This window comes from Mesorhizobium sp. B1-1-8, assembly GCF_006442795.2.
GTDB lineage: Bacteria > Pseudomonadota > Alphaproteobacteria > Rhizobiales > Rhizobiaceae > Mesorhizobium.
The window spans coordinates 4,351,953-4,363,899 of the sequence record NZ_CP083956.1; the positions used below are offsets into that span (position 1 = coordinate 4,351,953).

Below are 11,947 nucleotides of genomic sequence, written 5' to 3' on the forward strand. Positions count from 1 at the left end.
GTACGGCCGTTGCGGTCTCCAACGTCACTTGCTGACGAGCGGACAGCCGCTGTCTTGAGCCTTCATGAAGGCCTGGTCGCCGGGAATGGTCGCCAGATAGGTGTAGTAATCCCAGTCCTTCTTGCTCTCCCCGGGCTTCTTGACCTGGTAGAGATACATGTCGTGCACCATCGAGCCGTCGGCCTGCACCTTGCCATTAGCGGTGAACACGTCGTTGACCGGCATCTCATGCAACTGTCTGGCCACCGCCTCGGTCTCGTCGGTGCCGGCCTTGTCGATGGCCTTGAGGTACTGAGTCACCGCCGAATAGGTGCCGGCCTGAATCATGTTCGGCATCCTGTTGGTGCGCTTGAAGAAGCGATCGGCGAATTTACGGCTCTCATCGTCGCGGTCCCAGTAATAGCCTTCAGTCAGCACCACGCCCTGCGCCGCCTGCAGGCCGAGTCCGTGCACTTCGGCCAGAGTGAACAGAAGTGCGGCGAGCCGCTGGCCGCCGGCGACGATGCCGAATTCGGCCGCCTGCTTGATCGAGTTCGAGGTGTCGAGACCGGCATTGGCGAGGCCGATCACTTTGGCGCCGGAGGACTGCGCCTGCAAAAGGAAAGAGGAATAGTCGGTGGAGCCCAGCGGATAGCGCACCTCGCCCAGCACCTTGCCGCCGCTCGCCTCGACCAGCTTGGCGGTCTGGTCCTTCAGCGAATAGCCGAAAGCGTAATCGACGGTGATGAAATACCAGCTGTCGCCGCCCTGCTTCACCAGCTGGCCGCCGGTGCCGACCGCTTGGGAGTGTGTGTCATATGCCCAGTGGAACCCATACGGCGAGCATTGCTTGCCGGTGAGATCGGTAGTCGCCGCGCCGGTGACGATGTCGATCTTCTTCTTTTCCTTGGAAAGCCCCTGCACGGCCAGCGCCACGGAAGAAGTGGTGAGCTCCATGATCGCATCGACCTGTTCGGTGTCGTACCACTGGCGCGCGATGTTGGAGGCGATGTCGGGCTTGTTCTGGTGGTCGGCGCTGACGATCTCGATCGGCGCGCCCTGCACCTTGCCGCCGAAATCCTCGACCGCCATCTTGGCGGCCTCGACCGACCATTTGCCGCCGAAATCGGCATAGACGCCCGACTGGTCGTTGAGAATGCCGATCTTGACCTTGCCGTCGGAGATTTCGCCGGCCGCCGCAGGTATCGCGGTCGCCGCAAGCAACGCGGCCGAGACGATATAGGATGCTTTCACGGTGGTTCCTCCCTTGTGGCCAACCGTCGGAAACGCGGCGGCCTCGTGATGGTTCAATTCTGCCGAAGGATTTTGCTGAGAATAAAGGCTGCGCGCCGCTCGCTGGACCTCCCTTGTTGCCATGCCACGCCGCCGCGGGCCCGTGGGTGCCCGAACCGGGACCCTAGCATCGGCCCCGCGGGCCGAGAATGCTATTTTCGTAGCATGGCGTGGCGTGCCGCGCTCGCCTTTCCGTTGACAGGATGGCGGCGCTATTTCTTGCGCCGCGGGTGGATCGTCTCGCCGCGCTTCAGCATGGCGACCAGATCGGCGATCTTCTTCTTGCGGCCGGCCTCGGTCTTCATGTTGTGGGTGCGGAAGGCGAGCGCAAAGCGGTTCTGGGCGGAAAGCTTTTCCAGCATCGCCTTGGCCTTCGGCTCGGCGTCGATCGCCGCCTGCAGGTCGGGCGGGATGGTCATCTCCTTCGACCCGCCATAGGCGCGGTCCCAGCGGCCGTCGGCCTTGGCGGCGTCGACCTCGCGCAGGCCATGCTTTGTCATGCGGCCCTCCTCGACCAGGCGGGCGACATTGTCGATGTTGATCCTGCTCCAGATGCTTTTCCTGCCGCGCGGCGTGTAGCGCTGCAGGTAGCTCGTGTCGTCGAGCGACTTGCGCACCGCGTCGATCCAGCCGAAGCAAAGCACGACATCGATCGCCTCTTTCGGCGTGATCGACTTTAATCCCGAACCGGCCTTGTGGATCTTGATCCAGACCTCGCTCTCGTCCGCGTGGTTCTCGCTCAGCCAGGCGTAAAAACTTTCGGCGTCGGGGAATTCGCGGACCTTGTCCGGATCGACTTTTATCGGCGCCATCGTCACCTCCTTTGCATTGCCCGTCCGGCTCCAATCTGGACGATTCCGGCGCTGCCATAGCCGTCATTCGTACCAGTTTTCCGTCAGTAGTCATGGAGTGCCATCGGACTTCCCGATACCGCTATCGGTTTCTTCCGTTTCCGATCCGCGTCACGGACTGCAACATAAGCGTCCATGCAACGGAAAGGCATGGATATGGACCAGACAAAAATCCTGATCGTCGGCGGCAGTTCGGGCATGGGGCTGGCGCTCGCCAGGCGCTGCCTCGACGAGGGCTTGACGGTCGTTATTGCCGGGCGCGGCGAAGCCAGGTTGAGCGCCGCGCGGGAAGAACTCGGCCGCCCGGCCGCGCTCGAAACTGCCACGGTCGATATCAGCCGCGAGGATGAGGTCGCCGCGCTGTTCGAGGACATCGGCTGGCTCGACCATATCGTCAGCACCGCGGCCGACATAGAGGGCGCCTACCGGCTGTTGCCGGAAGTCGAGCTTTCAGCGGCGCAACGGGTTGTGGAGAGCAAATTCTACGGACCGCTGCTGCTTGCCAAGCATGGGGCGCCGAGGCTGCCCCCGACCGGTTCACTGACCTTCGTCTCCGGCATCGCCGCCTACAGGCCGGCGCCGCGCGGCTCGGTGGTCGCCGCCGTCAACGCGGCGATCGAGGGGCTGGTGCGGGCGCTTGCGGTTGAGCTCGCGCCGATCCGCGTCAACGCCGTCTCGCCCGGCTGGGTCGACACCCCGATCTGGCAGCTCGTCGCCGGCGAGAAAAAGAACGAGACGCTTGCCGCCATGGCAAAGCGGCTACCGGTGGGGCGCGTCGGGCGGCCGGAAGATATCGCCGACGCGCTTCGCTTCCTGATCGGCAACGGCTTTACGACGGGAACGACGCTGCATGTGGAAGGCGGTCACCGGCTGGTCTGAGGGGTGCGAAGTTCTCGCCCGCAGCTGTCAGCAGCGCCCTGAGCGCCGGCGGCTGGACGCGCCGTCGCCGCCAGATCATGACGAGGTCCGTCGAACGAACAGGGCCCGGCCAGGACAGTTCCGCCACCTCGCCGCGGTCGAGCGCCTCGGTGACCGCAAGCCGCGGCACCAGCCCAAAACCCGCGCCTGCCGCCACCAGGCCGGCAATGGCGTCGATGCTGCCAGCTTCGGCGGCCAGCTTTGGCTTGCCGAGGCCAGCCTCGGCGAAAGCCCGGTCGACCATTGCGCGGTAGACGCACCCGGTTTCAGTGGCGACGAAGCGTTTTTCGGCAAGCGTCGCCAGATCGACATCCGCCTGGTTCGCGCCCGGCGGGCCGATCAGCACCAGTGGCTCATCCGAGATGATGCGCCTGGCGAAGCGCTCGTCCGGTTCGCTGGCGCCGAACCGGTCGAAGCAGAAGGCGACGTCGGTCTCGCCCTCCCCAAGCATACGCCGCAATTCGCCGGTGCCGGCTGTCCTCAGCTTGATACCGATGTCGGGGTGAGCGGCGCGGAAACCGGCAAGCCAACCGGGAAGCCTTGCGGAAGCGATCGACTCCAGCGCGCCGATCGACAGCGGGCCCGCTTGCCCGACTGCGCTTTCTACAGCGGCGCGCGCCTCGTCGGCGAGTGACAGAAGCTCCTCGGCATAAGGTTTCAGCGCCTCACCCGCCGGCGTCAGCTCCAACCCTTGTCGCGAGCGCGTGAACAGGCTGGCGCCCAGTTCGGCCTCGAGCGCCTGGATCTGGTCGCTGACGCTCGATTGCGCCAGATGCACCTCTGCGGCCGCGCGCGTGATGTTGCGCGTCCGCGCGACCGCGAGGAATGTCTTCAGCAGCCTTGGGTGCATCGGCTCGGAACTACTGCAGCTGCGGCTTCTTGAGGAAAGAATTGCGGTCAGCGGATTTTATTCTCAGCCAGGTCTCGCGGCCGTCGCGCACCACGCGCAGCGGGATTTCCGAACCGGCCGGATTTTGCCAGAGCTTGCGGTAGAAATCGGCAAGCCCGTCGACCTCGCCGTCGCGCACGTCGGAGATGATGTCGCCCTGGCGCAGGCCCGCCTTTGCCGCCGGGCCGCCCTCGGCGACGCTCATCACCACCACCATGCCGTTCGATTCGGCCGAGAAGGCGCCGAGCCAGGGGCGCGGCGGCCTCGCCGCCTGGCCGCGCTTGACCAGATCGTCGAGGATCGGCGTCAGAAGATTGATCGGCACGACCATGTTGATGTCGGCGACCTCGCCGGCGCGGCTCATTTGCAGCCGCAGCGAGCCGACGCCGAGCAGCCTGCCGTTCTTGTCGAGCAGCGCAGCACCACCCCAGGACGGATGCGCCGGCGCGGTGAAGATCGCCTCGTCTATGAGATATTCCCAATAGCCGGCGAATTCCTGCTTGGTGACGATATGTGCTTCGACCTGCTGGCCGACGCCGTCGGCCAGCACCACGGCGTCGCCGATATTGGCCTTCCTGGCATCGCCGAAGGCAACCGGCGGCAGGCCGAGCGGCGACAGCGCCTGCACCAGGCCGAAGCCGCTCTCCTGGTCATAGGCCAGCGCATGCGCCGGCACGACACGGCCGTCCTGGTCGGCCAGCCAGACCTCCTCGGCCTCGGTGATGAGATAGCCGATGGTGAGCACCAGCCCGTTGTCGCGGATCACCACGCCGCTGCCTTCGCGGCGGGTGCCCAGCGCATTGGCGGTGAAAGCGTCGTCCGGAACCGTGGCGCGCACGGCAACGACGGAGCGCGAAACCTTTTCGATGGTCATCGATCCATCCTTGATTGTGGGTGTTTTCCTATAGGTATGGCCGAAGGGACGCAGCGCAAGGGCAGATTTCCCCTTCTCACCGAGAGGCGCCGGCATCCACGATGGTCACAAAAATTGGTGCAATAGTTCAACAAAAATTGGACTTCCCCCAATTGAAGCGCGGGCGGCTATACCTAATTGTAATTAGGCATCTATCCCGCGCCCGCATTGCGCAAAGCGCGCCGTGAAGTCCGCCGAAACGAGAAAGCCTCGCCGATGAACCAATATATTCCCCCGAAAGTCTGGACCTGGAGCAAGCCGAATGGCGGCCAGTTCGCCTCGATCAACCGCCCGGTCGCCGGGCCGACGCACGAGAAGGAACTGCCGGTCGGCAAGCATCCGCTGCAGCTCTATTCGCTGGCCACGCCCAACGGCCAGAAGGTGACGATCATGCTGGAGGAGCTTCTGGCGCTCGGTCACAAGGGCGCCGAATACGACGCCTGGCTGATCCGCATCAACGACGGCGATCAGTTCGGCTCGGGCTTCGTCGAGGTCAACCCGAACTCGAAGATCCCGGCGCTGATGGACCGCAGTGAGCCGAAGCCGGTGCGGGTGTTCGAATCCGGGTCGATCCTGACCTATCTGGCGGAAAAGTTCGGCGCATTCCTGCCTAGGGAGCGTGCGGCTCGCGCGGAAACATTTTCGTGGCTGTTCTGGCAAATGGGCTCGGCACCCTATCTCGGCGGCGGCTTCGGCCATTTCTATGCCTATGCGCCGGAAAAGATCGAATACGCCATCGACCGCTTCGCCATGGAGACCAAGCGGCAGATGGACGTGCTCAACCGGCGGCTGGCGGAGAGCGAATACCTTGCCGGGCCGGACTACACCATTGCCGATATGGCGGTATGGCCTTGGTATGGCGGGCTGGCCAAGGGCCGCAGCTACAATGACGCCGCGCAGTTCCTCTCCGTGGAGGAATACGAGCACGTGCAGCGCTGGGCCGACGCCATCGACGCCAGGCCGGCGGTAAAGCGCGGCCGCATGGTCAACCGCATCTCCGGCGATCCGGCCTACCAATTGCACGAGCGACACGACGCCAGCGATTTCGAGACGAAGACGCAGGATAAATTGGCGACGGCGAGCTGAGCGGATGATCTCCCCCCTTGAGGGGGAAATGTCGCCGAAGGCGACAGAGGGGGTCGTCGCGCGTGGGGCGCCAACCTCCTTTTTTCGCTTCTGCCAAAGCGCTGGCGTTCTACGCGAGGCGACCCCCTCTGGCCTGCCGGCCATCTCCCCCTCAAGGGGGAAGATTAGCTATCTCCCATACGTATACGTCACGCTCGCCTCGCCCAGCGACTGCGCCTTGGCCGCCGCCTCCACCGTAGCAGGTTCGGCACTCGCCTTGGCGTCGAGCTTCGCTGTCTTGAGGGCATAAAGCGTGAAGACATAGTGGTGGGTGCCGCTGCCGGGCGGCGGGCACGGCCCGAAATAGCCGGGGCGGCCGACACCGCCCTCGCCGGACACCGCGCCCTTGGGCATGTGCTTGCCGCCCTGCGCGCCGGCGCCTTCGGCAAGGCCCTTGGCGCTCGCCGGTATGTTCCAGGCCAGCCAATGCCAGAAACCCTTGCCGCCATTGGCATCGGGATCGAACATGGTGAGCGCGTAGCTATTGGTACCGGCCGGCGGGTCCTTCCAGGCAAGCGCAATCGAGATGCTCTTGCCGCCGCAGCCGGCCTTGTCGCCGAGATATTTTGCATCCCACTTGCCGTCGGAGACCGACGGGCTGGTGATCTCGAAGGCCGCCGCCTGGTTGGCGAGGCCGAGGACGGCAAAGACGATAAGGCCAAAGCGCAGGGTCATGGCTTCCGCTCCTTCTGCTGAAGCGCCCGAGTTTAGACCGAAGGGCCGGGCGTTAAAGCGCAATTTTGCGTGAGTCGTCGCGAGGCGGCTGCACCTCTGGCGGCTGGATCACGAATTCTATCCAACGGAACATGGCGAAAAAAAATTCGTTGGACGTGTATCGCAATCAGGCGAAGCAACTTTGGAGATGTCTCAGATGATGAAGAAAATACTCGCAGCATCCGTCCTCACCATCGCGCTTGCCGGCTCGGCAATGGCGCAATCCAGCGGCACCGGCACCGGCATGGGTGCATCCGGCAACGGCGCGGTCGGCACCGGCTCCGGCGGAACCGGTGCTAGTGGCAGCGGTGGCGCTACCGTGACTCCGACCGATCCCAACGCAACGAATTCCACCACGCAGACCAATCCCGCGAACGGCATGAACGACCGTTGCAAGGACACGAGTGGCAGCGACGCCGACAACAACACCCCCAGCGGCGCCATCACTTCGAACATGCAGAACTGCAACAAATAGGCCGGCAGGCTGAAAAGCTTTTCGCGCCGAACAGCTCAAATCTCACTTCTGCTTGAGAGAGGGCCGCTTGCTACGGAGCGGCCCTATTCCACCGCGTTGCCTTCTTCCACTTGCCGGGTCACCAGCAAAAAGCCCCGCCGGTGAGGCCGTCGGGGCTCTTTCGCTAGAGCCGCAAAGGTGGGACTTCGCGGCCGGATGATCCAGGGGGTGTGGATCGGCGCGACCCTAGCCGAAGAATCGTGGCCGCCGACAATCACGCCTTTGCACCGGAAATCAATCCTTTGCGAGGATGAGGTGACAGCCGGCTATGGAGGTAACGATCTGCCCCATCGAGGGGGAGACTGGCGCCCTAACCTCTCAGCAATTTCGCCAGCCTCGGCACACCCTCGCCCACGGCCCGCGCATCGGCCAGCGTGAACGACATTCGCAGCGTGTTGCGGCCGCTGCCGTCGGCATAGAAAGCGTTGCCGGGCACGAAGGCGACGCGCGCCTCCTTGACCGAGCGGGCCAGCAGTTCGGTGGCGTCGCTGCCTTCCGGCAGCGTCAGCCAGACGAACATGCCACCATCCGGCCGGCTCCAGCTGACGCCGTCGGGCATATTGGCCTCGAGCGCGGCAAGCAGGCCGTCGCGACGCCGGCGGTAGGCATCGACCAGTTTTTCGACCTGGCCGTCGAAGATGGTTTCGGCGACGCGGTGCATGACCATCTGGTTGATCGACGGGCTGTGCAGGTCGGAGGCCTGCTTCATCAGCACCAGCTTTTCCGCCACATGGCGCGGCCCGCAGACCCAGCCGACGCGCATGCCTGGCGACAGTATCTTCGAGAAAGAGCCGCAATAGAGCGTGCGCGCCTCGTCGATGCCGCCTGAGCGCGCGCAGTCGAGCGCAAGGATCGGCGGCACGCCCTCGCCGTCATAGCGCAGCGCGCGATAGGCGGCGTCCTCGATGACGGCGATATCGAGCTCGCCGGCGAGATCGAGCACCGCCTCGCGCTGCCTGGCGTCCAGCGTGTTGCCGGTCGGATTGGCGAAATCCGGCACCAGATAGGCGAATTTCACCCGCCCGCCATTCGCTGCCGCGGCGGCTCGATAGGCTCCCGGCGTCATGTTGCCGCCGGCCGTGTTCAGCCTGTCATAGCGCGGCTCATAGGCGTTGAAGGCCTGCAGCGCGCCGAGATAGGTCGGCCAGGTGACCAGCGCCGTGTCGCCGGGCGACAGGAACAGCTTGCCGAGATAGTCGAGCGCCTGCTGCGAGCCGGAGGTGATGAAGATGTTGCCCTCGTCGCACTGGACGCCGAGCGCGCTCATGTAATCGGCCAACCATTTGCGCAGCGGCAGAAATCCTTCGCTGACCTGGTATTGCAGGGCAGCGCCCGCCTCCGCGCCGCCGAGCACTGCCTGATAGGCGTCGGCGATGGCCTCGGCCGGAAACAGCGACGGGTCCGGAATTCCGCCGGCGAACGAGATGATGTCGGGCTGGTCGAGCAGCTTGAGCAACTCGCGGATTTCCGAGGCCTTCATACGCGATGAGCGCGAGGCCAGAAGGTTCAACAGGGTCAAGGCGCACCTCCCGCGGGACGAGTTTTGCGTTTAGGTCAAGATGGCTGACCTATTATCAGGCTTTTCCAGCGAAATGAATAGCCCAGTAACGCAAACGCGCGCAGGCCAATCGCCGGACGCGCCCATTCGCCGGAGGAACCTATGGTCGACCAGCGCGTTTATTTGGCTGTCCCCGAATATAAGCTACCTCTAATTCAGCTACCATTGGCGGTACTGGTCAAGGCGCTTCGCTCGGGGTCACCATGATGGGGAGGTACAGACATGAAAACGAAGACTGCGCTTCTGAGCCTATTGACTGCCTCGGTCATCACCGGCACGGCGTTTGCCGGTATGCTCGACGAGCCGAAGATGATGGCTCCCTTTTTTACCGATAAGACCATGAAGACAATGAAGTCGGACGCCCAGATGAAGAAGGTCTGGGCCAACATGTCGAAAAAGAACCAGGCGGCGATGATGAAGGAATGCAACGACCCGTCAATGAGCAAGCCGCATGCCGAATTCTGCGCGAAGCTGAACGCGCTGGCCGGTCACGCCTGACATCGCCGGGCAGGTGCCGGCTGCATCCTGGCAGCCGGCGCAACGACTGTGGCAGCCCATAACACGGGTAGCGGTTCATCGGCATGCCGCGGGCTCGGCTGCGATCGATCCCAAACATTTTAGCGACCACGAATAGAAATTCGTTGCGCGCCCGTATCGCGGATGCAAACCTCGTTGCGGCGGACCAGGAAGAAAAAGGAAAACTGGTCCAAACCGGTGGGGAAGCAATGACACTCGAACTTATCGGAGCCGGGTTCGGCCGCACCGGAACGTGGTCGACATTCGCAGCGCTGAACAAGCTCGGCCTGCCGAGCTACCACATGCAGGAAGTCATCATCAACAAGACCAACAAGGGCCATCTCGATTTCTGGCGCAAGGTGGCCAACAGCCCGCCGGGCAGCCAGCACGACTGGAACCGGGTGTTCGCCAACTACAAGGCGACCGTCGACAATCCGGGCTGCTGCGTCTGGAGGGAATTGATGGCCGCCTACCCGGAAGCCAAGGTGCTGCTGACGCTGCACCCGCGCGGCGCCGAGGCCTGGTACGAAAGCACCATCGACACCATCTACTTCACCGAAAATGTCTGGCAGTTCAAGGTGCTCGAATGGCTGACGCCGTTCGGCCGGAAGTTCGGCGACATGTCGAGAAAGCTGGTCTGGGGCCGCACGCTGAAGGGCGTGATGGGCGACCGCGACAAGGCCGTGGCGCGCTACAATTCCTATATTGACGAGGTGAAGGCTGCGGTGCCGGCCGACAAGCTGCTGGTGTTCAAGGTGAGTGACGGCTGGGCGCCGCTCTGCGATTTCCTCGATGTCGCGCAGCCCAACGAACCGTTCCCCAACCTCAACGACCGCGCCTCGATCAAGAAGATCATCGGCGACATCATCAAGGGCGCCTACATCATGCTTGCCGCCTATATAGCGGCGGTGGCGCTGGTGATCGGCGGGCTATGGTGGTGGCTGGAGTAGCCCTCCGGCGACCGGCCCTGTCGTTCCCCAAAACCGCTGCGCATTTTTGGGCGACATGCCTCTGTTTTCACGCATGTCGTTCTCCCAAAACCGCTGCGCACTTTTGGGCGACATGCTTTACTTCAGAACGGCAAGCGGATTTCGTCGGCCTTCTCCCTCTCGGACCAGCCGATGTCCCTCTGGATCTCCGGCGGCAGTTGGTTCAGCTCACGCGTCGTACGCCGGAGCTTGGTGGCCCGCGCAAAGGCGGCCCGGATTCGGCTAAGGCTTTTAAACATCGCGACCTCCATAATCAGCGGCGGAAAGACCCGGTGCCGCCCGTTCACCGGGCCGGCGCTGCTTTTGGAGTGCGTCTGTATCCGGTCGATTGCGCGCGAACGGTGAACGACTTCACAGAACCGCGCCGGCCTGAAACATTTGCACGCAAACTAATCTACAGCACCGCCCGGCGGACCTTGCGGTCGTTGATCAGTCGCTGCCACGCCTGCCATATTCCGCGTTCACGGAAGTTTCCGCGCGCAAAAAATGTGCGATGGTTTATCCGCGGTACGAGGCCGCCGTGGTCGACGCGGACGCCCAAGCACATCCCCAACAATGCGCCCCCAACGGCTGCGTCGACCATGCAAGGCCAAACGGCGACCTCTGGGTCGCCATTTTTGTCAGGGCAAATCAGGCCTGCGTCGCGGCGTATTGCGCGACCAATCCCTCATACTCCTCGAAAGCCGGCAGCGCCGCGTAGCTGTGCATGGCGGGCGTCGTCGCCCAGGGCAGCTTCTCGCTGGTCCAGGTCTCGATGAAGGGCGTGAACCAGCTCGGATCGTCGAGCATGGTCGGGCGCAGATTGACGAACCAGTCGAGCCCTTCGGGCCGGGTGAATATCCAGCTCATGCAGTGGCCGCAGAAGTAATGTTTCGACGCGCCATGCAGCCCGCCGATCACCGGCTCGCCCTTGGTCACCTCGAAGCCCTGCGAAGGAATGGCGGCGCTCAGCGAAAAAGCACTTGCCGACATCGACTGGCAGCCGGTGCAGTGGCAGGCCATGGTGAGCAAGGGTTTTGCCGAAATCCTCAGGCGCACGCGGCCGCAGCGGCAGCCGCCTTCGGCGGGCAGGTTGGGGCTTGGCAAAGGCGGTCTCCGTGGTCAGTTGGTCAGCGATGCGGTCGTCGCCAGCCGCACGCCATCCTTCTCGAAGGCTGCGTTGTGGCGGGCGATGATCTCCGGCGCCCTCTCCGTCTGGCTGTCAAGCGTCGAGTGGGCGTCGGAGACCACGGTGACGCCGAGCCCTTCGGCAAAGGCACCCTTAACGGTCGCAGCAATGCAGAAGTCGGTCTGCGCGCCGAGCAGCACGACTTCCCGGGCACCCTGCCCCACCACCCATTCGGCAAGGGCCGGGTTGGAAAACGCATTACCGACGCTCTTGGAAAAAGTCGGCTCGTCGGCGGCCTGGCCGAGCGCCGGCCATACCGGCCAGCCGGAAGCGCCCGGCGCCAGCGGTTCGCCGACCGGCCCATCGTGGCGGACGAAGGCGACCTTGCGGCCGCTGCGCCGCGCCCAGTCGATCACCGCGCGGGCGCGCTCGGCGATGGTCTCGGCATCGTGGATCGGCGGCTCGAGCAGGCCGTCAAACATGCCGGTCTGGAGATCGATGACGATGAGCGGCGCGGCGGCGGAAGGGGCGGAGGATGGCATGGCGCGAAGATAACGTGGGCAGGGGATGGGTCAAGGTT

General features: G+C 64.0%; 13 protein-coding genes. 5 read left to right on the forward strand and 8 right to left on the reverse strand.

Features of this window, described 5'->3' with window-relative positions; all coding sequences use genetic code 11:
• Window positions 1-24: 24 nt before the first annotated feature.
• Both FJ974_RS21285 and FJ974_RS21290 read right to left on the reverse strand, forming a co-directional pair.
• On the reverse strand, window positions 25-1,233 hold the full coding sequence (locus FJ974_RS21285; RefSeq protein WP_140538981.1) for an ABC transporter substrate-binding protein: 1,209 nt from the start codon (window positions 1,231-1,233) through the stop codon (window positions 25-27).
• A gap of 251 nt (window positions 1,234-1,484) precedes the next feature.
• On the reverse strand, window positions 1,485-2,084 hold the full coding sequence (locus tag FJ974_RS21290; RefSeq protein WP_140538982.1) for a YdeI/OmpD-associated family protein: 600 nt from the start codon (window positions 2,082-2,084) through the stop codon (window positions 1,485-1,487).
• Window positions 2,085-2,279: 195 nt separating this feature from the next.
• Here FJ974_RS21290 and FJ974_RS21295 point away from each other — a divergent pair, with 195 nt between their 5' ends.
• Entirely contained in the window at window positions 2,280-3,002 is a 723-nt protein-coding gene (locus FJ974_RS21295; RefSeq protein WP_413468317.1) for an SDR family oxidoreductase, read from the forward strand.
• On the opposite strand, the gene FJ974_RS21300 is transcribed toward FJ974_RS21295, so the two are convergent.
• Together FJ974_RS21300 and FJ974_RS21305 are read right to left on the reverse strand one after the other, a co-directional pair.
• Window positions 2,953-3,891 (reverse strand): LysR family transcriptional regulator, encoded by a 939-nt coding sequence (locus FJ974_RS21300; protein WP_140538984.1) that lies wholly within the window; start codon window positions 3,889-3,891, stop codon window positions 2,953-2,955. The genes FJ974_RS21295 and FJ974_RS21300 overlap by 50 nt on opposite strands.
• Before the next feature lie 10 nt (window positions 3,892-3,901).
• The gene (locus tag FJ974_RS21305) at window positions 3,902-4,804 is read right to left on the reverse strand and encodes a S1C family serine protease (RefSeq protein ID WP_140538985.1); all 903 of its coding nucleotides are present in this window, start codon (window positions 4,802-4,804) and stop codon (window positions 3,902-3,904) included.
• 255 nt (window positions 4,805-5,059) lie between these two features.
• Between FJ974_RS21305 and yghU the strand changes: the two genes are divergently transcribed.
• A complete protein-coding gene (yghU, locus tag FJ974_RS21310; protein WP_140538986.1) occupies window positions 5,060-5,929 on the forward strand; it encodes a glutathione-dependent disulfide-bond oxidoreductase in 870 nt (289 codons plus the stop codon).
• 168 nt (window positions 5,930-6,097) lie between these two features.
• On the opposite strand, the gene FJ974_RS21315 is transcribed toward yghU, so the two are convergent.
• Entirely contained in the window at window positions 6,098-6,643 is a 546-nt protein-coding gene (locus FJ974_RS21315) for a YbhB/YbcL family Raf kinase inhibitor-like protein (RefSeq protein ID WP_140538987.1), read from the reverse strand.
• A 196-nt stretch (window positions 6,644-6,839) separates the two neighbouring features.
• On the opposite strand from FJ974_RS21315, the gene FJ974_RS21320 reads away from it, so the two are divergent.
• Window positions 6,840-7,157, forward strand: coding sequence for a hypothetical protein (locus FJ974_RS21320; RefSeq protein WP_140538988.1), 318 nt, complete (start codon window positions 6,840-6,842; stop codon window positions 7,155-7,157).
• Between the two features lie 349 nt (window positions 7,158-7,506).
• Here FJ974_RS21320 and FJ974_RS21325 read toward each other — a convergent pair whose 3' ends face one another.
• Window positions 7,507-8,676, reverse strand: coding sequence for a PLP-dependent aminotransferase family protein (locus tag FJ974_RS21325; RefSeq protein WP_181177338.1), 1,170 nt, complete (start codon window positions 8,674-8,676; stop codon window positions 7,507-7,509).
• Window positions 8,677-8,976: 300 nt separating this feature from the next.
• On the opposite strand from FJ974_RS21325, the gene FJ974_RS21330 reads away from it, so the two are divergent.
• Both FJ974_RS21330 and FJ974_RS21335 read left to right on the forward strand, forming a co-directional pair.
• Window positions 8,977-9,252, forward strand: coding sequence for a hypothetical protein (locus FJ974_RS21330; protein WP_140538990.1), 276 nt, complete (start codon window positions 8,977-8,979; stop codon window positions 9,250-9,252).
• A 227-nt stretch (window positions 9,253-9,479) separates the two neighbouring features.
• Window positions 9,480-10,220, forward strand: coding sequence for a sulfotransferase family protein (locus FJ974_RS21335; RefSeq protein ID WP_140538991.1), 741 nt, complete (start codon window positions 9,480-9,482; stop codon window positions 10,218-10,220).
• Window positions 10,221-10,889: 669 nt separating this feature from the next.
• Here FJ974_RS21335 and FJ974_RS21340 read toward each other — a convergent pair.
• Together FJ974_RS21340 and FJ974_RS21345 are read right to left on the reverse strand one after the other, a co-directional pair.
• Window positions 10,890-11,345 carry a GFA family protein gene (locus FJ974_RS21340; protein ID WP_140538992.1) on the reverse strand — a complete coding sequence of 152 codons (456 nt, stop codon included), beginning with the start codon at window positions 11,343-11,345 and terminating at the stop codon, window positions 10,890-10,892.
• A gap of 15 nt (window positions 11,346-11,360) precedes the next feature.
• On the reverse strand, window positions 11,361-11,909 hold the full coding sequence (locus tag FJ974_RS21345) for an isochorismatase family protein (RefSeq protein ID WP_140538993.1): 549 nt from the start codon (window positions 11,907-11,909) through the stop codon (window positions 11,361-11,363).
• Between the last annotated feature and the right edge of the window lie 38 nt (window positions 11,910-11,947).